This is a genomic window from Rhizobium changzhiense, from assembly GCF_013087625.1.
GTDB lineage: Bacteria > Pseudomonadota > Alphaproteobacteria > Rhizobiales > Rhizobiaceae > Rhizobium > Rhizobium sophorae.
Genome location: NZ_JABFCQ010000003.1, coordinates 981,193 through 1,002,090, shown reverse-complemented (window position 1 = coordinate 1,002,090; position 20,898 = coordinate 981,193). Strand labels below are relative to the sequence as shown.

Annotated in this window: 15 protein-coding genes; 9 read left to right on the top strand and 6 right to left on the bottom strand. The window is 62.0% G+C overall.

The genetic code is table 11. From position 1 onward, the window contains the following. Positions 1–47: 47 nt before the first annotated feature. A complete protein-coding gene (locus tag G9X68_RS19670) occupies positions 48–1,235 on the top strand; it encodes a hypothetical protein (protein WP_171603808.1) in 1,188 nt (395 codons plus the stop codon). A gap of 165 nt (positions 1,236–1,400) precedes the next feature. On the opposite strand, the gene G9X68_RS19665 is transcribed toward G9X68_RS19670, so the two are convergent. From G9X68_RS19665 to treZ, 3 genes are all read right to left on the bottom strand, one after another. Continuing rightward, positions 1,401–1,562, bottom strand: coding sequence for a hypothetical protein (locus G9X68_RS19665; RefSeq protein ID WP_171603807.1), 162 nt, complete (start codon positions 1,560–1,562; stop codon positions 1,401–1,403). A gap of 190 nt (positions 1,563–1,752) precedes the next feature. Beyond that, positions 1,753–3,618, bottom strand: a complete 1,866-nt coding sequence (malQ, locus tag G9X68_RS19660) for a 4-alpha-glucanotransferase (protein WP_171603806.1) — start codon at positions 3,616–3,618, stop codon at positions 1,753–1,755. Positions 3,619–3,647: 29 nt separating this feature from the next. Next, complete coding sequence (treZ, locus tag G9X68_RS19655) at positions 3,648–5,408, bottom strand: malto-oligosyltrehalose trehalohydrolase (RefSeq protein ID WP_240604774.1); 1,761 nt, start codon at positions 5,406–5,408, stop codon at positions 3,648–3,650. A 213-nt stretch (positions 5,409–5,621) separates the two neighbouring features. Between treZ and G9X68_RS19650 the strand changes: the two genes are divergently transcribed. Beyond that, positions 5,622–5,903 carry a type II toxin-antitoxin system ParD family antitoxin gene (locus G9X68_RS19650; protein WP_171603804.1) on the top strand — a complete coding sequence of 94 codons (282 nt, stop codon included), beginning with the start codon at positions 5,622–5,624 and terminating at the stop codon, positions 5,901–5,903. Positions 5,904–6,256: 353 nt separating this feature from the next. Here the strand turns inward: G9X68_RS19650 and G9X68_RS19645 are convergent, their stop codons facing one another. Together G9X68_RS19645 and G9X68_RS19640 are read right to left on the bottom strand one after the other, a co-directional pair. Further along, positions 6,257–7,933 carry a response regulator gene (locus tag G9X68_RS19645; protein ID WP_171603803.1) on the bottom strand — a complete coding sequence of 559 codons (1,677 nt, stop codon included), beginning with the start codon at positions 7,931–7,933 and terminating at the stop codon, positions 6,257–6,259. Positions 7,934–7,943: 10 nt separating this feature from the next. Beyond that, complete coding sequence (locus G9X68_RS19640; protein WP_171603802.1) at positions 7,944–14,243, bottom strand: HAMP domain-containing protein; 6,300 nt, start codon at positions 14,241–14,243, stop codon at positions 7,944–7,946. A gap of 210 nt (positions 14,244–14,453) precedes the next feature. Between G9X68_RS19640 and G9X68_RS19635 the strand changes: the two genes are divergently transcribed. From G9X68_RS19635 to G9X68_RS19610, 6 genes are all read left to right on the top strand, one after another. Further along, on the top strand, positions 14,454–14,918 hold the full coding sequence (locus tag G9X68_RS19635) for a hypothetical protein (RefSeq protein WP_171603936.1): 465 nt from the start codon (positions 14,454–14,456) through the stop codon (positions 14,916–14,918). A gap of 27 nt (positions 14,919–14,945) precedes the next feature. Next, complete coding sequence (locus G9X68_RS19630; protein ID WP_171603801.1) at positions 14,946–15,227, top strand: hypothetical protein; 282 nt, start codon at positions 14,946–14,948, stop codon at positions 15,225–15,227. Between the two features lie 2 nt (positions 15,228–15,229). Continuing rightward, positions 15,230–16,093, top strand: a complete 864-nt coding sequence (locus G9X68_RS19625) for an alpha/beta fold hydrolase (RefSeq protein ID WP_168308294.1) — start codon at positions 15,230–15,232, stop codon at positions 16,091–16,093. A 153-nt stretch (positions 16,094–16,246) separates the two neighbouring features. After that, positions 16,247–17,272 carry an ABC transporter substrate-binding protein gene (locus G9X68_RS19620; protein WP_171603800.1) on the top strand — a complete coding sequence of 342 codons (1,026 nt, stop codon included), beginning with the start codon at positions 16,247–16,249 and terminating at the stop codon, positions 17,270–17,272. After that, positions 17,269–18,309, top strand: coding sequence for a FecCD family ABC transporter permease (locus G9X68_RS19615; protein ID WP_171603799.1), 1,041 nt, complete (start codon positions 17,269–17,271; stop codon positions 18,307–18,309). Before G9X68_RS19620 ends, G9X68_RS19615 begins: the two co-directional genes overlap by 4 nt. Further along, positions 18,306–19,067, top strand: a complete 762-nt coding sequence (locus G9X68_RS19610; RefSeq protein WP_171603798.1) for an ABC transporter ATP-binding protein — start codon at positions 18,306–18,308, stop codon at positions 19,065–19,067. Before G9X68_RS19615 ends, G9X68_RS19610 begins: the two co-directional genes overlap by 4 nt. A gap of 9 nt (positions 19,068–19,076) precedes the next feature. Here the strand turns inward: G9X68_RS19610 and G9X68_RS19605 are convergent, their stop codons facing one another. Next, positions 19,077–19,544 (bottom strand): Lrp/AsnC family transcriptional regulator, encoded by a 468-nt coding sequence (locus tag G9X68_RS19605; RefSeq protein ID WP_048338445.1) that lies wholly within the window; start codon positions 19,542–19,544, stop codon positions 19,077–19,079. A gap of 154 nt (positions 19,545–19,698) precedes the next feature. Between G9X68_RS19605 and G9X68_RS19600 the strand changes: the two genes are divergently transcribed. Beyond that, positions 19,699–20,889: an aromatic amino acid transaminase gene (locus tag G9X68_RS19600; protein WP_171603797.1), complete on the top strand. Its 1,191-nt coding sequence runs from the start codon at positions 19,699–19,701 to the stop codon at positions 20,887–20,889. The last annotated feature ends 9 nt before the right edge of the window (positions 20,890–20,898 follow it).

The following is a 20,898-nucleotide window of genomic DNA, read 5'->3' as shown; positions in this document are numbered from 1 at the left end:
GGAAATTTCGAAATCCTCGCATCTATTTTCTACATAAGGACATCTCCATGAAGCATATGCGTAAACTCCACCTGACGATGGCAAGCACGGCGTTCCTGACGCTGGCCGGCCCGGCGCTTGCCCTTGATGGCGCGGACATGATGAAGAAGCTCAATGCCGCAACCAGTGCCGGCGGTACGGTCATCACCTTCGAAAAGGCGGAAGCCGATGGTGACACGATAACGGCGACCGGTGTCCAGGTGGGATCTTCGAGCCTGCCCGGCGACACTTTGAAGATCGGCGACCTCACCTTCGAGGGCGTCGAGGAAATCGAAGGCGGTGGCTATCACGCCAAGACCGTCTCCTTCCCGGATATCGATATCAGCCAGGAGGAAGGACGTTTTTCCGCAAACGAGATCCAGATCACAGGTCTCACGATTCCCGCCAATGCAACGGGCGATACGCTGAACGACATCCTCCTCTATGAAACCGTCAGCACCGGGCCGATCGCTCTCAACATCAAGGGCAAGGACGTACTCGCGATCGAGAGCATCGAGTCGAACCTCGGACGCCAGGATGGCGGCTTTACCTATGACGCCAATGTCGCCGGTCTCAAGGCCGACCTGTCGCAGGTCGAGGATGCGAATGCGAAAGACGCCATCGAGAAACTGGGGCTGACGACGCTGGACGGCACGGTGACCATGAAGGGCATCTGGGAGGTCGAAAGCGGCAAGGTCGCTGTCGACGAATATGCTTTCGACTTCAAGAATATCGGCCGGCTGAATTTCGCCGTCGATTTCTCCGGTTACACGTTGGGCTTCATCAAGTCGCTGCAGGAAGCGGTGAAGACCGCCGAGGCCAATCCGAACAAGGAAGAGGCCAATCAGGCCGCCGGCCTTGCGATGCTGGGGCTGATGCAGCAGCTGACGATCAACAGCGCCTCGATCCGCTTCGACGATGCCTCGATCACCAAGAAGGCGCTCGACTATGCCGGCTCGCAGCAGGGCGTGACGGGCGACCAGCTGGCGCAATCGCTGAAAGGTCTCGTGCCGATGATGATGTCGCAGCTCAACATGCCCGAGCTGCAAAACCAGGTGGCGGCTGCCGTCAACACTTATCTCGACGGACCGAAAAGCCTGACGATCAGCGCCGCACCGGAAAAGCCGGTTCCCGTCCCGATGATCATCGGCGCGGCCATGGGGGCACCGAACACCATTCCTTCGGTGCTTGGCGTCAAGGTCACGGCGAACGACTAACTATTCGCAGAGGCGTTTCACGAACGCCGGCTGCCGGAGGCGGGTTTGCCGACCTGCCTCTGGATCCTTTCCCTGGGAAAGCCGAGTAACATCCAAGCCGACGAAAGGTGTCCACCACCTCGAGCCGTTCCAGGAGAAGTGCGATGCGGTTTTCCCGCGAATGCTCTAAAACTCGTCGCTGCGACGCTTCACGGCGTGCTTCAACGCCACCATATGCCTTCGCCGCTCCAGCATATAATCGGCATATCCGACGCAGATGAACAGCAATGTCGGACCGGCGTAGGTGATGATCAGAGCCAATGCGATAAGGATGAATGCGCTCGTCATGGTCTTTTTTCCATCAATATAGTCGCCGCATCCGACGCGGCGAAAGCGGACGGGTCCTCATCTCGGCAATGCCTGTCCCTATTCCTTCAAAATTCGCCGGCTTCCTATTCGTTCCCTGCGCGAAGCGATTTCCATATGCGCGGCAGGCCCACGAACGACAATGACGAAGCTGACGGCCCGCCAGCCTTAATCACTCCCGCGGCCTCTCCTCCCGCATTGCCGCCGTCACGCTCTTCAGCAGCGGGCTCGACATCAGATCCGCGAGTAAAACCGATAGCTTCGGCTTCCAGTTGGGATAGCTGTTGCTGGTGCCTGGCACATTGGTCGGTCTTTTTTCGTCGGTGAGATCGGCGAGACGGACCGCGGCGAGAAGCGAGGGCGTCCTGGCGATGAAGCGATAGGCGCTGACGGTCAATTCCCTCAGTGTTTCCTCGCTTGCCCGCGCTTGGGAAAGCCTGGCCGGCAGGTTGAGGCCGGCAGCCTTCAGCGCCGCTTTCAGGTTCCTCCGCTCGCGCTTGCGGTCTTCGAGATGTTTCTCGGTGAGATCGGGCGGCACGATGCCGTGGTCGCACCGGGCCTGAATGTCGGCGCCACGCCACCAGCCGGCAAGGGTCTGGTGGTCGTGCGTCGAAATGCAGGCCAAAGCCAGGACGGGATAGACGTCCGCAGGCTTGAAGCCCTTCTCGTCCTGTTCATAAGAAAGGATGCGATAGGAGAGAATGTGAGCCGCCGCCAGATCGTCCTGCAATCCCTTGGGGATCAGTCCGAGGTCTTCTCCGATAACGAGGCACCGATGCTCGGCGGACACTTCGGCGAGGATCTGCAGAAGCCGATCCGCGGGATAGCGGACATAGGCGCCGCCGTCCGGCCTGCTGCCCAACGGCACCAGGAAGAGGCGGCGAAGTGCTGCAGCGTGGTCGATGCGGATGGCGCCCGCATATCGCATGGCAGCGTTCAGCATGCGCCGGAATGGCGACATTTCTCCTGCGGCAATCGCGGAAGGCAGATATCCGGCAAGGTGCCAGTCCTGCCCGTCCACGGCGAAGGGATCGGGTGGGCTGCCGATGGTGGCCTTGGAGACATAGGTGTCCGGCTCGCTCCATGTCGCCGAGCCATCGACCGCCTCCCCGACGGCAAGATCGAGATAGAGCCCGATCCGCAGGCCGGCCTTCCGCGCCCGGTCCGCCGCCTGCATCAGCTGCCGGTGGGCGAGCCATTGCAGCCACATGTGGAAGGCGACATCATCCGCGTGTCCGCGCTCGAATTCGGCGACGGCGGCGCTGTCGAAGCGCTGGAAATCGGACGGCCAACATTGCCAGCCGGCGCTCGCACCGCGCTCGACCATGGAAAACGACAGACATTCGAAAAGTGCGTGCAGTCGCAGGCTGTCACCGCCTTGCGTGATGAAGGCATCGAAATCCGCCGGATCATAAGCCTTGTCAATCACGCTGCGCTGTCGCCAGCTCGGCCAAAGATCGCGCAGAACCCTCAGCTTGATCTGTGCAACGCCGACGTAGTCGACGAGATCGGTTTGGCGAAGGCTTGCCAATTGCCGTTCGAGTTCGGGACTACAGGCAAAACCCGGCAGCCGGTCGACTGCGATGTAGAGCGGGTTAAGATGCTGGCGGCTCGAGGGCTCATAGGGGCTGCAACGGTCGGGATCGGCGAGAAACGGCGCGTGAAGCGGGGTGAGGCCGATGAAATCGGCGCCCAGCGATCCCGCGAAATCCGCCATATCGGACAGATCCTCGAAGTCTCCTATGCCCCAGTTGCGTGCCGAACGAAGCTCGTAAAGCTGCAGGCTCACCCCCCAGACCCGCGTGCCGGAAAGGAAATCCGGCAGAAACGACCTGGCGATCTTCTTAGCCGCTGGTTTGGGCTCCTGCCGCGGCGCGCCGGTCTCGTGATCGGCCGCTCCCGGCAAGTCGATCTTCAACGCCGAAAGAATCTTGCGCTTGGTCTCGCTTGATATCGCCACCTCCCGATTGTCCGGACTGGGCCTGGTCAGGCTGATGCCGTGCCGGCGGGCGAGCTTGTCGAGCTCAGCAGATTTCATCGGTCGATCGCCTTCCTGTCAGCACGCCGTCACGCCTCGCCGATGCTCCAGATCACCGTCCAGGGCGCGAGATTGCCGCCATCGCTGCCGCCGAGACGGAAGATCGACTCGCCGTCACCCTGCTGCGAGGCGAGCGGCGCCGCCTCGGAGCCGAGGTTGGCACGCAGATGAAGACGCCGGTTTTGCGCCAGGGTCCAATCCACCGCGAGCGCGCTTCCCGCCGAGCGATAGGCCGCGTTTCCGACGCCGGCACCCTTCAGCAAAGGCACGATCCTTCGGCGTCGGAGGTCGAGAAGCGTTCTGTAAAAACCAAGGACCTCGGAAGAGGCGAGTTTCGACCAATCCAGCTTGGCGGCGGCGAAGGTCAATGGCGCCGTCGGGTCGAGAAGGTCGTCGGCGTCGAAGCCCGGCAGACGGGAAAGCTCCTCGCGGCGGCCTTTCCTGACCTTCTCGTTCAGGTCCTCGTCGAAATCGCAGAAGAATGGGAAAGGTTCTTTGGCGCCCCATTCCTCCCCCATGAACAGCATCGGAATCTCGGGCGCCAGCAGGTAAATGGCGGCGACGGCCTTGACGACATCAGCCGGGCTCGAAGCCAGAACCCGGTCCCCCAGCGCCCGATTGCCGATCTGGTCATGGTTCTGGATGAAGGAAATGAAAGCGGTGGGCGGGAGATGGCCGCTCGGCCTGCCGCGGCTTGCGCCGCGGTAGGGCATGTGCTCCCCCTGAAACACGAAGCCTTCCGCCAGCGCTCGGCCGAGCTTGCCGGCGTCACCGGCGTAATCGGCATAATAGCCGAAGGTTTCGCCCGTGGCGGTGATATGCAGCACATGGTGCATGTCGTCGTTCCATTGAGCGGTGAAGAGGCTCGCCTCCCCGTCTTCGCCACGCTCCAACAACTCGCTGTCGTTTTCCTCGTTTTCGACGATCAAGTGCACATGCCGGTCGCCGGCGGCGGCCCTGACGCGGCGGGCAAGCGCATGAAGCAGGTGCTCGGCGCTGTCGTCCTTGATGGCGTGGACGGCATCGAAGCGGAAACCGTCGAGCCTGAACTCGGTAATCCAATAGATGGCGTTCTCGATGATGAACTCGCGGATCATCTCCGATCCGTCGCCATCATAATTGATGCCGTTGCCCCAGGGCGTCTTGTGACGGTCGGTAAAGAGCGGCGCATAGGAGGGGATATAGTTCCCGTCAGGCCCGAAGTGATTGTAGACCACGTCCAGGAAAACCGAGATGCCGCGCTGGTGCGCTGCGTCCACCAGCACCATGAAATCTTCCGGCCGGCCGTAGCTGCTGTCCGGAGCATAAAGAAGCACGCCATCATAACCCCAGCTGTAACGGCCGGGAAATTCACTCAGCGGCATGATCTGCAGCGCCGTAACGCCCAGCGCCTGCAGATGGTCGAGCCGCTCGATCGCGGCCTTGAAAGTACCCTCCGGCGTGAAGCAGCCGATATGCATCTCATAGATGACCATCTCCTCCCAGGGCCGACCCGTCCAGTCACTCGTCTTCCAGCGATAGGAGGAAAGGTCGACCACTTCGCTCGGCCCGTGCACATCCTGCGGCTGAAACCGCGAGGCGGGATCGGGAATTTCGAGACCATCCGGCAGGACAAAGCGGTAGCGCGTACCGACACTGGCATCCGCGACCGTGCAATGGTGCCAGCCGTCCCCGACCGCCTGCATCTGCCGCGGATCAGCGCCTTCGATCTTCAGCGACACGCTTTCATGCAGGGGAGCCCAGAGGCGGAATAGAATGCCCTCTTCGGTGAATGCAGGTCCGAACATCATTTGGGTCAAAGGAAAGCCTTCGATGAAAATGGGGATGGGATTTAGGTAACTTTTGTCAGGGCAAAAAGTTTCGCAGGCACGGAGAGCGCAAAAGGGGCCACCGTCGCGAGGTGCCCCTCCGGGAGACACCCGAAGAGTATGATTCCATCCTATCGGGAGTAGGATTTTATCCTATCCCGTGTTATAAACCTGCAAAAAGCAGGAGTTTAATCGATGCGCTCGACGCAACAGATGAGCATCACGTTGCCCATGGAAATGGCGAAGCGCGTTAAACAGCGGGTGTCCAACGGCGATTACGCCTCGGAGAGCGAAGTCATACGCGAGGGACTGCGGGCTTTGCAGGAACGCGAGAATGCCGTCGAGCATTGGCTGCGAACAGAAGTTGCGGCCACCTATGATGCCCACAAGGCCGATCCCACCAAGGCCAAACCCCTCGACGAGGTCTGGAAGCGCCTCGAAGCGCGCATGGACGAAATCGATCGGGAAGAAGATTGATGAAGCGCTATAATATCCGCCTCACTGATGAGGCGGAATTGGATTTGTCGGGTATCTATAGTTTCGTCCGCAAGACATCCGCATCTTCTGCCGTCGCCCGCGATTTACGTGGCCCGCATCAAGGCCTTTGTAAGTGGGTTCGAAACGTACCCCGAGCGCGGCAGCATCCGCGATCATGTCCGACCGGGGTTACGCATTGTCGGTTTCGAGCGCCGGGTAAGCGTGGCATTCGTGGTTGATCCCACCGAGGTTGTTATCCTCCGCATCCTCTATGCCGGGCAGCGGTTTGAAAGCGACGAGAGTTAGAGCCGGCTCAGAACGCAATAGACTCCGGCACATCCCCACTTCGACCGTCAGGCCGCCACGACTTTGCCCGAGATCGCCTGATCCATGGCCGCCTGAAGCTGTTCCTGCGTGAATGGCTTCTTCATCCGCAGCATCCGGCCGACGCCATGGTCTTCTGAGAACTCGGCGTTGCCCGAGGCAAGGATGATGGGCAGGCCTGGAAAGGAAGAGCGAAGGTGACGCGCAAGCTCGGCGCCCGTCATGCCCGGCATGGCATGATCGGTGATGACGAGATCGCAACCCTGCCCATCGGCAAAGAATTCCAAAGCCTGGGAAGCGGAAGACGCTTCCTGCGGCAGGTGCCCGAGATCCTCCAGCATCGCCACGGTTCCCGTCCTGACAAGGGCGTCGTCATCGACGACCAGAATGGCAAGCGGCCGCGACGCCGGTTTCAAAGGCTCCGTCGCCGGAGGCTCGACGGGAGGCTGCACCTTGACGAATGTCTCGGCAACGGGCAGCCACAGGGAAACGGTCGTGCCCTTGCCCCTGACGCTCGATATCTGGATAGAGCCGCCGGATTGCGCCGCCAGGCCATGAACCATGGACAGCCCGAGACCGGTACCCTTGCCAACCCCCTTGGTGGTGAAAAACGGTTCGGCGGCACGCGAGACCGTTGCCTCGTCCATCCCCTCGCCATCGTCCGACACCGATATCCTGATGTAATTTCCGCCCGCGAGGCCGGTCGGCCTGGCGTCTTCGGCTGCCGCCGCGGCCACCGTCACGGCTCCGCCGCTTTCGAGCGCATCCCGGGCATTGACGAACAGGTTAAGCAGCGCCAGTTCCAGCTGGTTGCTGTCGACCAGAAGGGGCGCCAGATCCGCCGGGATGCTTTTGCGGATTTCGATGCGCGGCCCCACCGCCTTGGCGAGAAGATCCTCGACGTTTTCGAACAGCCTGAAGAAGTCGACCGCCTGCGGCTTGAGCTCCTGGCGGCGTGCGAAGGCAAGCAGGCGCTGGGTCAGCGCGGTACCGCGCTCGGCCGCCTGGATCGCGTTCGTCACCAGGCGTTCACTGCGTTCATCGGCCGGAAGCCGTTTCTTCAGAAGGTTCAGGCTGCCGAGAACCGCCATGAGAAGGTTATTAAAGTCGTGGGCCACGCCACCGGTCAGGTGGCCGATCGTGTCGAGCTTCTGCGCCTCGAACAGCTGTGCGAGCGCCTCTTCGCGCTCGCGCGTCCGTTGATCGATCCGGTGCTCGAGTTCCTCGTTGAGCTCACGCAACTGCGCTGCCGACGCCTCGAGCTCGGCGGTGCGCTGGTGAACGCGCGCCTCCAGCTCGACGTTCAGGCGTTCGAGTTCCCTCGTTTTCCTGTAGAGATCGGCAAAGACCCGCACCTTGGCTCTCAGCACCTCGGGGACGATCGGGACAGAGACGTAGTCGACCGCTCCCACCGCATAGCCGCGCAGCCGGTCCGGTTCCGCCAGCATGACGGCGGAAACGAAGATGATCGGCGTATTCTGATAGCGCGGATGCTGCCGGATCATGCTGACGAGCTCGAACCCATCCTGTTCGGGCATGCAGACATCGACGAGAATGACCGCGATTTCGGTGCGCAACAGATGCTCGAAGGCTTCACGAGCGGATTGCGCCTTGATGAGGTTTTCCTCGAGCTCTTCGAGAATGACCTCGTAACTCAGGAGCTTTGCCGGCTGGTCGTCGACGAGGAGGATGTTGACAGGGTTCATGGCCATGTCCTCAGCGATGCAGCCACATGCGAAGAGCCGATAGAAGCTGTTCGGTATTGACCGGCTTCGCCAGATAATCGGACGCGCCCGCTTCCAGGCATTTCTCGCGGTCGCCCTTCATCGCCTTGGCCGTCAGCGCCAGGATCGGCAGCCGCCGGAACCGGGGCTCCGAACGGATGACCTGCATCGTCTCGTAGCCGTCCATTCCAGGCATCATGATGTCCATCAGGACGATCGCGACCGAGGGTTCGTTGTTGATGACGTCGATAGCTTCGCTGCCTGTCGTCGCGGTCAGGACCTTCATTCCCCGGCGTTCGAGGACGCTGCTCAGCGCGAAGATGTTACGGGCGTCGTCGTCGACGAGCAGCACAGTCTCACCGACCAGATCCTCGTCGGAGCTGTGCAACTCCCGCAGCGTCGCCTGTTTTGCGGCCGGAAGGTCGGCGACGACCCGATGCAGGAACAGGGCCGTCTCATCCAGCAGACGCTCAGGCGATTCGACCCCCTTGACCACGACGCTGCGGGCCATGCTGTGCAGCGTCGCATCTTCCTCAGCGGAAAGCTCCCGACCGGTAAACACGACCACCGGCACCTCGCCGATTTCGGCATCGTCGCGGATTTGCTCCAGCACGTCGAAGCCGGACATGTCGGGAAGCGAAAGGTCGAGCACCACGCAGTCGGCGGCATTCTGCCGAAGAGCGGCAAGAGCCTCCGATCCGGAGCCGACACTGGTGATGTCGATATCGTCGTGCCCGAGAAGAGCAGTGACGCTCAGACGTTCGGCCTCATTGTCTTCGACGAGCAGCAGATGCTTGCGACGCGGCTCAGCATAGGCCTTCAATCGCGACAGCGCCTTGCCGAGCCCTTCCGGCGTCGTCGGCTTGCTCATGAACGCGAAGGCGCCGCGTGTCAGCCCATGCTGGCGATCCTCGTCGAGGCTGATGATCTGGACCGGAATATGCCGCGTCTGCGGATTCTGCTTGAGCTGGCTGAGCACCGTCCAGCCGAGCATGTCAGGCAGGAAGATGTCGAGCGAGATCGCCGCCGGCCTGTAGTCCTGCGCGAGTGCGAGCGCGTCGCTGCCGCGCATAGCCACCAGAACCTTGAATCCGTTGTCGCGGGCGAGATCCACCAGGACGCGGGCGTAATGCGCATCGTCCTCGACGACGAGCAACACCGAGTCGCCGGCCACTATCTGGTGGCGATCGTCTTCGACATGTTCGACGGTCTTCTCGGCACGGCGGTTTGCTGCCGCCTCGGCGAATTCCACGACATTTGCCGGCGGTACCGACTTCGGCGCAACCGCGCTGGCACCGACATAGGTGAGCGGCAGGTAGAGGACGAAGGTACTGCCGACCCCCGGCGTGCTGCGCAGCTGGATCTCACCGCCCAAGAGGTTTGCCAGTTCGCGGCTGATCGCCAGACCAAGGCCGGTACCGCCATATTTGCGGCTTGTCGAGGCATCCGCCTGCTGGAACGCCTCGAAAATGATGCGCTGTTTTTCAGGTGGGATGCCGATGCCGGTGTCGACGACTTCGAAGGCGATCACCGAAGGTGCGTGCCTGAGCGAGGGATGATCGGACGACCAGCCGCTCGTCGCCGAGGCAACGCGAAGCGTCACGCCGCCCTGCGCGGTGAACTTGAAGGCATTCGACAGCAGGTTCTTGAGGATCTGCTGCAGTCGCTTCGAATCCGTGATGAGGCTCTTTGCGACATCGGCGCCGACATCGACCGAGAACGACAGGCTCCGGTTTTCGGCCTCATGCCGGAATGGCCGCGCCATCATCTCGAGCAGGTTGCTGACGAAGATCTCCTCGGCATCGACCGAGACCGTTCCGGACTCGATCTTCGACAGGTCGAGGATGTCGCTGATGAGGTTCAGCAGATCGGTGCCCGCGCCGTGGATCGTCTTGGCGAACTCGACCTGTTTTCCAGACAGGTTGCCGTCAGGGTTTTCTCCCAGCTGCTGGCCGAGGATGAGGATCGAGTTCAAAGGCGTGCGCAGCTCATGCGACATGTTGGCGAGGAATTCGGATTTGTACTTCGATGTCAGCGCGAGCTCTGTGGCCTTTTCCTCCAGCGCGCGCCGGGCCTGCTCGATCTCCTGGTTCTTCGCCTCGACTTCGACGTTGCGTTCTTCGAGCTGCTGCGCCTTCTGCCCGAGCTGCTCGTTGGTCTGCTGCAGTTCGCGCTGCTGCGTCTGAAGCTCGGCGGCGAGCTGCTGGGACTGCTTGAGCAGGCCTTCGGTCTGCATCGTCGCTTCGATCGAGTTGAGGACGATGCCGATCGATGTCGTCAGTTGGTCGAGGAAGGACAGTTGCAACTCGGTGAATTCGCCGGCGGAGGCAAGCTCGATCACCGCCTTCACCTGCCCCTCGAAATGCACCGGCAGCACGATGGCGCTTCTCGGCAGGGTCGTGAACACGCCGGAGCTTATCGGAACGACGTTGTCGGGAAGGTCGGTGACCAGGATCCGACGGGCATCGCTGGCGCATTGACCGACAAGTCCCTGGCCGAATTCGAGCCGCGCCGGATGCGCCGCCTCGCCCCCTTGCGCATAGACGGAGAGCAGCGACAAGACCGGCTGCCGCTCGTCGGCATCCACCTGGTAGATGACCCCCTGATGGGCGCCGACCAGAGGTGCGAGCTCCGACAGCAGCATCTTGCCAACCAGCGTCAGATCGCGCTGTCCCTGCAGCATATTGGTGAAGCGCGCCAGATTGGTCTTCAGCCAGTCCTGCTCGGTGTTGCGCTCGGTGGTCAGGCGCAAATTGTCGATCATCGTGTTGATGTTGTCCTTGAGCTCGGCCACTTCGCCGCGCGCGTCGACCTTGATCGAGCGCGTCAGGTCGCCCTTGGTGACGGCCGTCGCCACTTCGGCAATAGCGCGCACCTGCGTCGTCAGATTGGCGGCAAGCAGGTTGACGTTGCCGGTCAAATCCTTCCAGGTTCCCGCGGTACCGGGCACGTTCGCCTGACCGCCGAGGCGGCCTTCCACGCCCACCTCACGTGCCACCGTGGTCACCTGATCGGCAAAGGTCGCGAGCGTATTGGTCATGTTGTTGATGGTTTCGGCAAGGGCGGCCACCTCGCCCTTGGATGCGACGGTGAGATTCTGCTTGAGGTCGCCGTTCGCCACCGCCGTCACCACCTTGACGATGCCGCGGACCTGCTCGGTCAGGTTGGCGGCCATGACGTTGACGGTGTCGGTCAGGTCCTTCCAGGTGCCGGCGACACCCGGCACTTGCGCCTGCCCGCCGAGCTTGCCTTCGGTACCAACTTCGCGGGCAACGCGCGTCACCTCGCCGGCAAAGGCGTTCAGCTGATCGACCATCGTGTTGATGGTGTTCTTCAGTTCGAGAATTTCGCCCTTCACATCGACGGTGATCTTGCGCGACAGGTCGCCGCGCGCCACGGCGGTGGTGACTTCGGCAATGTTTCGAACCTGGGTCGTCAGATTGGCGGCAAGCAGGTTGACGTTGTCGGTCAGGTCCTTCCACGTGCCGGCGACGCCGGGAACGACCGCCTGGCCGCCGAGCCTGCCATCGGTGCCGACCTCGCGGGCGACACGCGTCACCTCGCCGGCAAAGGAGCGAAGCTGATCGACCATGGTATTCAAAGTATCCTTCAAGAGCAGGATTTCGCCGCGCACGTCGACGGTGATCTTGCGCGACAGGTCGCCATTGGCGATTGCGGTCGCCACTTCGGCGATGTTGCGCACCTGCGCCGTCAGGTTGCCGGCCATGGAATTGACGCTGTCGGTCAGATCCTTCCAGGTGCCGGCGACGCCGGAGACCTGCGCCTGGCCGCCGAGCTTGCCTTCGGTGCCGACTTCACGGGCCACACGCGTCACCTCGCCGGCAAAGGCGTTCAACTGATCGACCATCGTGTTGATGGTGTTCTTCAGTTCGAGAATTTCGCCCTTCACGTCGACGGTGATCTTGCGCGACAGGTCGCCGCGCGCCACCGCCGTCGTGACTTCGGCGATGTTGCGCACCTGGCCGGTGAGGTTGGAGGCCATGGAGTTGACGTTTTCGGTGAGGTCCTTCCAGGTGCCGGCGACACCCGGCACCTGCGCCTGGCCGCCGAGCTTGCCTTCCGTTCCGACCTCGCGCGCGACGCGCGTCACCTCAGAGGCGAAGCGGTTCAGCTGGTCGACCATGGTGTTCAGCGTTTCCTTGAGCTCAAGGATTTCGCCCGAGACCGATACCGTGATCTTCTTCGACAGATCGCCATTGGCGATTGCGGTCGAGACTTCGGCGATGTTGCGCACCTGCGCCGTCAGATTGCCGGCCATGGAATTGACGCTGTCGGTCAGGTCCTTCCACGTGCCGGCGACGCCGAGCACGTTCGCCTGGCCGCCGAGTCGCCCTTCCGTGCCTACCTCGCGCGCCACGCGCGTCACCTCGCCGGCAAAGCCGTTGAGCTGATCGACCATCGTGTTGATGGTCTCCTTCAGTTCGAGGATTTCCCCCGACACGGTGACGGTGATCTTCTTGGAGAGGTCGCCCTGGGCGACGGCGGTCGCGACTTCGGCGATGTTGCGCACTTGGCCCGTCAGGTTGGAGGCCATGGAATTGACGCTGTCGGTCAGGTCCTTCCAGGTGCCGGCGACGCCGCGCACATTGGCCTGGCCGCCGAGCCGGCCCTCCGTGCCCACTTCGCGGGCGACGCGGGTCACTTCCGAAGCGAAGGCATTCAGCTGGTCCACCATCGTATTGATGGTTTCCTTCAATTCGAGGATCTCGCCCTTCACGTCGACGGTGATCTTCTTCGACAGGTCGCCATTGGCAATCGCAGTCGAGACCTCGGCGATATTGCGCACCTGCGCCGTCAGGTTGCCGCCCATCGAGTTGACGTTCTCGGTCAGATCCTTCCAGGTGCCGGCGACGCCGCGCACATTGGCCTGACCGCCGAGCCGGCCCTCCGTGCCCACTTCGCGAGCGACGCGGGTGACTTCCGACGCAAAGGCGTTCAACTGATCGACCATCGTGTTGATGGTCTCCTTCAGCTCGAGGATTTCCCCCGACACCATGACCGTGATCTTCTTCGACAGGTCGCCATTGGCGATCGCCGTCGAGACCTCGGCGATGTTGCGCACCTGCGCGGTGAGGTTCGAGGCCATGGAATTGACGTTGTCGGTGAGGTCCTTCCAGGTACCGGCGACGCCGGGCACCTGCGCCTGTCCGCCGAGCCGACCTTCAGTGCCGACTTCACGCGCCACGCGCGTCACCTCGCCGGCAAAGCCGTTCAGCTGGTCGACCATCGTGTTGATGGTTTCCTTGAGCTCCAGGATTTCGCCGGAGACGTCGACGGTGATCTTGCGCGACAGGTCGCCGCGCGCCACAGCCGTCGTCACCTGGGCGATGTTGCGGACCTGGGCGGTCAGGTTGCCGCACATGGCGTTGACGGAATCGGTCAGGTCCTTCCAGGTGCCGGCCACGCCCGGCACCAGCGCCTGTCCGCCGAGCTTGCCTTCGGTGCCGACTTCGCGGGCGACGCGCGTCACCTCCGAGGCGAAGGACCTGAGCTGGTCGACCATGGTGTTGATCGCCTCCTTCAGCTGCAGGATCTCGCCGCGCACGTCGACGGTGATCTTCTTGGAAAGATCGCCATTCGCAACGGCGATCGTCACTTCCGCGATATTGCGCACCTGCGCCGTCAGGTTCGACGCCATCGAGTTCACGCTTTCGGTGAGGTCCTTCCAAACGCCCGTCACCTCCGGCACCTGTGCCTGGCCGCCGAGTTTTCCGTCGGTGCCGACCTCGCGCGCGACGCGCGTCACTTCCGAAGTGAAGACGCTCAGCTGCTTGATCATCGTGTTGACGATATCGGCCGAACGCAGGAATTCCCCTTTGAGCGCCCGCCCGTCGACGTCGAGCGGCACGGTCTGCAAGAGATCTCCCTTGGCAACGGCGGTGATCGTCCGGGTAACGGCGGTCGTCGGCCACAGGAGATCGTCGATCAGACCGTTGATCGATCCCTCCATTTCGGACCAGGAGCCGTCCGACAGGCCGAAGCGTACGCGTGTGCTCGTGCGCCCGTCCCGGCCGACCACCTGCCCGACATGCTCGAGCTGCTGGGCCATGCGCTGATTGGCGGCGATGATGTCGTTGAGGGCATCGGCGACCTTGCCGGTGAGACCCGTCAGGTCGGACCGCATCCGTACGGAAAAGTCGCCGCGCCTGACCGCGACAAGGACTTCCAGAAACGCGCTGGCGTCGTCGAACGCCATCGTTTTTGGGTCGTGCCCATTGAGGCTGTCTACCGCAACGCTGTCGCGCGCGAATTCGCTGGTTTGGTTGCTCACGAAAATCCCCCTCTTCGACGATCGGTAATTTAGCGCTCAACTCAGAAAATGGTATGGGCCGTCCCGCGTGCATTCTAACATGATTCACCGCCCAAAATGAGCCTGATAGTTGCAGATATCGGAAATGCTCGCCGGAAACCATCTCTGTGGAATTTACGGTTTTTCTTGCGCGGGAACACTTTGCCGCCGGCTGTCGTTTCCGTCTTGACAATGGAGAGCGACATGTCGAACGTCTCAAGGACAGGCAAGGAAGAGATCAACAACGCGACCAGCCCGACCACCTTCGGAAAGTCGGTCGAGAGCCAGGCGCAAATTGAGGATGCGGCTGCGCAAGCGTCGCCCGACGCCGGTGGCGAGATGCTCAACATCTACCGGTTGGAGCCGATCGCCGCACCCGACGATCCGAGATGGGACAATTCTCCCGGACACGGTACCGTCGTCGTCGCCGCGAGAACGCCAGGCGATGCCAGGATCGTCGCCGCGGCGCGCGAACTTGACTTCATGGAAGTCGACGCAGCGCCCGCCGAGGACGTGACGACAGTCAATGCCAGCGCCTTCCGCGACGACAAGCTTTACACCGTGATCGAAATCGATCGGAACAGACGTGATATAAAGCGCGGCATCCTCGACGGTACGGTCTCGGTCGACACGATCCGGCCGGTCGAACCGGACTAGAAATCCTTACTTCACCTGGGAGTTCTCATGAATACCGCCAATCTGCAGCTCAAGGGCCTGATTATGGCGATGGCCTCGATATGTGATGCGATCGTCGATAAGCAACTGCTCACGCGCGAGGAGATCGACGCTGCGCTCTGGAAGGCTCAAAAGGCGATCGAGGAGGATGACGACCACGAGCTGTCAGGCGCCAACCGGGCGGCGATCCTGTTTCCGATCCGCGTGCTGCAGCTTGCCGGCGAAGCCGGTCGGAAGGGTGAAGGGGCCACGTTTTCAGACTATGCCAAGCGTGTGGGGAAGCTCAGCTGAGCATGTTCGAAGGCTTTTCTCTCGATACCGTCGACGCCGGGCCGGGGTCGCTTCGCGTCCGTCACGGCGGAACGGGACCGGCCGTTCTGCTTCTCCACGGCCATCCCAGGACACATATGACCTGGGGCAAGGTGGCCGATCTGCTGTCGCCCCATTTCACGGTCGTCTGCCCCGACCTTCCCGGTTTCGGCCGCTCCTACCAGCCGCTCGATGCTCCCGACAGCCGCAACTCTTCGAAGCGCGCAAAGGCGGAAGCCCTGGTTGAACTGATGCTGAGACTGGGGCACGAGAACTTCGCGGTGGTCGGTCACGACCGCGGAAGCTTGACTGCCTTCCGCATGGCGATGGATCATCCCGACCGTGTGCAGAGACTCATCATCGCCGACGGCATCCCCGTGATCGAGCATCTCGAACGCGCCGACTGGAAATTTGCGAGAGACTGGTACCACTGGTTCTTCTTCGCTCAACCGGAAAAGCCGGAACGGGCGATCTTGGCCGATCCCCTCGCATGGTATGACAAACTCTCGCCAGCGCTGATGGGAAGGCAAGCCTATGACGACCTCGTCGACGTCGTCCGCGATCCAGCCGCGATCCATGGGATGATCGAGGACTACCGCGCCGGCCTCCGCATCGACCATCTCCACGACCGCGAGGACCGCGACGCCGGCCGGAAAGTGACCTGCCCCATGCTCTGTCTCTGGTCGCTACGCGACGACATGGAGCAGATCTATGGCGATCCCGTCGCCATCTGGCGGAACTGGGCGGATGACGTGCACGGCTGCGGCATAGACAGCGGCCATCACGTGGCCGAAGAGAATCCTGAAGCGCTCTCGCAGACGATCCGGGAGTTTCTCGAACACCGATAGAACTTGAAATCGAGACACGCTTCGGTAGTGCGCCATCCGGGCAGAATGTTCAGCGCTGCCGGTTTTGCTATAAGTTGATCCATTTGGTCTTGTTTCTCGGCGGCTCCTGTGGCTATACCCCGGCCGTACACACTCATGCACCGGGATCTCTACGTGACCAGCCTCAAATCAATTCTGGCCGCCTGCGGCCTCTCCGCCATGATCGGCCTTGCCGCAAGTCCGTCTTTAGCCGGTTCGACGACCTACCCGCTGACACTGGAAAACTGCGGCGCGCAGGTGACTTTCCAGAAGGCGCCCGAGCGGGCGGTCGGCCTCGGCCAGAACAGCGCGGAAATCCTGCTGCTGCTTGGCCTCGAGGACAAGATGGCCGGCACCGCCTTCTGGCCGAGCAACGTCCTGCCGCAGCTCGCAGAAGCCAATGCCAAGGTCAAGCTTCTGACCGTCGAGATGCCGACCTTCGAAGCGATCCTCGCCGAAAATCCCGATTTCGTGGCGGCGGCTCTGCCGAGCCTGATCGGGCCGAATAGCAAGGTCGCCAAGCGCGAAGATTTCGACAAGGTCGGCGTCGCCACCTATCTCTCGCCCAGCACCTGCCTCAGCACCAAGGACGTCAAGGACCAGTACGGCAGCCGTGCCGAGCTGTGGAACATGGATATTCTCTACAAGGAGATCGACGAACTGTCGCAGATCTTCGACGTCGCCGATCGCGGCCAGGCGCTGATCGCCGACTTCAAGGCGCGCGAAGCCAAGCTTCGCTCCAGCGTTTCGAAGGACGGCAAGAACCTTTCCTACGTCTTCTGGTTCTCCAGCCCCAGCCCGTCGGCCGATGCCTATCTCGGCGGCAAGAACAGCGCGTCCGGCTTTATCGCCGACCTGCTCGGCGGACACAACGCGATATCAGCGGAAGCGGAATGGCCGACGCTCGGCTGGGAAGGCATCATCGCCTCCAATCCCGATGTCATCGTCGTCGCCAGTCTCGACCGCAACCGTTGGGAGCTCGATAAGCCGGAGGCCAAGATCAATTTCCTGAACACCGATCCGGCCGTCAGCCAGATCCCCGCCGTCAAGAACAAGGCGATCGTGATCATGGATGGCCAGGCCATGAACCCGACCGTCCGCACGGTCTACGGCGCTGAACAGGTGGCCGGCCAGCTGAAGGCTCTCGGTCTGTTGAAGTGACGGAAGCGGGCCGTATCTTCCGGCAGCTGGGAGCCGTCCTTGCTCTGCTCCTCGCCTCTTTCGGCCTCATCGCTGTCGCCATTGGCGTCAGCGTCGGGATCGGCGACCTGCCGATCCCGCTGGCGACCACGTTTTCGGCCGTCACCAACCGGCTGGGATGGACAGCGGTCGAACTGAACCGCATCCATGAGACCGTCATCTGGGATTATCGTCTCAGCCGGGCGCTCGTCGCCGCCTTCTGCGGCGCGGGCCTTGCGCTGTCGGGCGCGATCATGCAGTCGCTGCTGCGCAATCCACTTGCCGAGCCCTATGTTCTCGGCATCTCCGCCGGCGCTTCGACCGGCGCCGTCGCAATCGTCATCCTGGGAATGGGCGCCGGTGCGGTTTCGCTTTCCGCCGGCGCGTTTGCCGGCGCCTTCGCAGCCTTCTTCTTCGTCGCGCTGTTGTCGAATGGCACGCGCGGCGGGGCGGACCGCACCATCCTTGCCGGTGTCGCCGCATCGCAGCTCTTCAACGCCTCGACCTCCTATATCGTCACCACCTCGGCCAATGCGCAGCAGGCCCGCGACGTCATGTTCTGGCTGCTCGGCAGCTTTGGCGGCGTGCGCTGGCCGGAATTCGCACTGGTCTCGATCATTGTCGGCCTCGGCCTCGTCGGCTGCCTGTTTTACGCCCGCGTGCTCGACGCCTTCGCCTTCGGCGACGAAGCGGCATCCTCGCTCGGCGTCAATGTGGGTCGCGCGCGGATGGTGCTCTTCGCGCTGACGGCGATGATGACGGCGACGATCGTCAGCATGGTGGGGTCGATCGGTTTCGTCGGCCTCGTCGTGCCGCATGTCGCCCGCTTTGTCGTCGGGCCGCTGCATGTCCGCCTGCTGCCGGCCTGCGCCATTGCCGGGGCGATCTTTATGGTGCTCGCCGACATCGCGGCGCGCGCCCTCATTCCGAACCAGATCCTGCCGATCGGCGTCGTCACGGCCCTGGTCGGCGTCCCCTTCTTCTCGATCATCCTTTACCGGTTCCAGCGCGCATCATGAGCATCAAGGCCGACAACCTCATCTGGAAAATTGGCAAGAAGACCATTCTCGATGGCGTTTCCCTGGAAGCGCCGCCCGGCAGGATGCTCGGCCTGCTCGGGCCGAACGGCTCGGGCAAGACCTCACTCCTGCGGCTTCTGGCTGGCCTGAAGCGGCCGCATTCCGGCCGCGTCACGCTCGACCGCAGCGACATCGGTACGATCAGCCGCCGCTCGATCGCCCGGCGGATCGCCTTCGTCGAGCAGCACGCCACGACAAATGCCAATCTGCGGGTCATCGACGTCGTCAAGCTCGGCCGGTTCCCGCACCGGTCGATGTTTTCAGGCTGGACGAAGGCCGACGAAGAGGCGGTAGAAGAGGCGTTGGCGCGCGCCGGCATGGCGGAGAAGCGCGACGATCGCTGGCAGAATCTCTCGGGCGGCGAAAAGCAGCGCACTCATATCGCCAGGGCGCTTGCCCAGTCGCCGCAGGAGCTGATTCTCGACGAGCCGACGAACCATCTCGACATCCAGCACCAGATCGGCCTGATGCGGCTCGTCTCCGGCCTGCCGATTACAAGCATCGTCGCTTTGCACGATCTCAACCATGCCGCCATGTTCTGCGATCAGCTGATCATCATGCAGCAGGGCAGGATCGTCGCCTCCGGCGCACCGCAGGACGTGTTGAGCGAGGATCTTCTCAGGAATGTCTTTTCCGTCGAGGCCCGTATCGAAACCTCTCCCTATCATTCGCGCCCGCATATCCATTATCTCAGGTGAGAGCGGCTCTCACGTCACGATCTGCAGCGGCAAAGCGGTCGTCTTTTTCAGTGTCTTGAGGACGATGCTTGACTTGACCGACGCCAGATTGTCGGTGACCCGGATCATTCGTTCGAGAAACTGGCTGAGATGTTCGAGGTCGCGCGTCATGACCTTCATCAGAAAGTCGGCATCGCCGGTCTGCGAATAACATTCCAGGATCTCCGGCGCGGTCTCGATGAAGCGATGAAGCCGCTCGTTGCCGCCTTCCGTATGTGCTCTCAAGCTGACGAGCGTATGGGCAACGACGGTAAAACCCAGTTTCACGGGATTGAGGATGGCGACGACGCTCTGGATATATTGCTCGTTGCGAAGTCTTTCCAAACGGCGCGCGCATTGGGTCGCGGAGAGATTGACCTTCTGAGACAGCTCGCTCTGCGTCACCTCGCTGTTTTGCTGGAGAGCGGCAAGCAATTTGATATCGAACGGGTCAAGCATGGCCACCCCTCCTCATACGGTGAATTTCTGCACATTATAGCCATATTGCGCCGATTGTCTGCATGAAGGCGCCGCTGCAAGGAGATAATCGCAGAAATTCGTCACGAAAGTTCAGCTAGTCTGCGAGTCAGAATTACGGAAACGAGGTGGACTTGTGTTTGACGAACTGAACAGCCGGCCAGCCGACAGCCTGCTTGCACTCATCAAGGCCTTCCAGGCCGACGATCGCCCCGGAAAGATCGACCTTGGTGTCGGCGTCTATCGTGACGCCATGGGACGCACGCCGGTGATGCGAGCCGTCAAAGCGGCGGAGCAGTATCTCCTGGAGACCCAGGACAGCAAGAAATATCTCGGCCCAGAAGGCGATATGCAATTCGTCAGCCTCTTGCAGCCCATCATCTTCGGAAAATCGCCGACGTTTACGCAACGCCTCGTCGGCATTCAGACACCGGGCGGAAGCGGCGCCCTGCGTCTCGGGGCCGAGCTCATCCAAGCGGCAAATCCGTCGGCGAAGGTTCTGCTCGGGACGCCAAGCTGGCCAAATCATGCGCCAATCTTCAGCTCGGCGCGCTTGCCGGTAAAGGAGTACGCTTTCGTCGACCTGGCGTCGCAGCAGGTGACATTCGAAAGCGTGATCGACGCCTTGTCTTCCAATCGGGAAGGCGACGTCGTTCTCCTTCACGGTTGCTGCCATAATCCGAGCGGTATCGACTTCACCATGGAACAGTGGCGGCGGATTACCGAGCTCCTTGTCGCGCATAGGCTGGTGCCGTTCATCGATCTCGCCTATCAGGGCCTTGGCGACGGCCTCGAACAGGATGCCGCGCCAACACGCATGGTCCTCGACGCAGTCGATGAGGCGCTGATCGCCTATTCCTGCGACAAGAATTTCGGTCTCTATCGCGAGCGTGTCGGCGCCCTCTATGTCATGGCCCGCAATGGTGATGACCTGAGGAAAGCCGAAAGTAATATGGCGTCCCTTGCTCGAGTCAACTGGTCCATGCCGCCCGATCATGGCGCCGCAATCGTCAGGACTATCCTCGAGAGCACCGAGATGACGGCAATGTGGCGCGCCGAACTCGAAGAGATGTGCCAGCGTGTCAACGGTAATCGGGCAGCGCTCGCCGCCGCCTCCCCCGATCTGGCCTTCATAGGCCGGCAGCGCGGTCTGTTCTCCAATCTCTCCATGTCGAAGGATACGGCAGTAGCGCTCAGAACGAGCCACGGCATCTACATGGCGGATTCCGGGCGCATGAATCTTGCCGGCATGCAGCCGACCGACGCCGGCGCCATTGTCGCGGCGCTTCGAGCCGAAGACTGCCTGAAATCGTCGACGGTCGTCTAGCCGAACGCC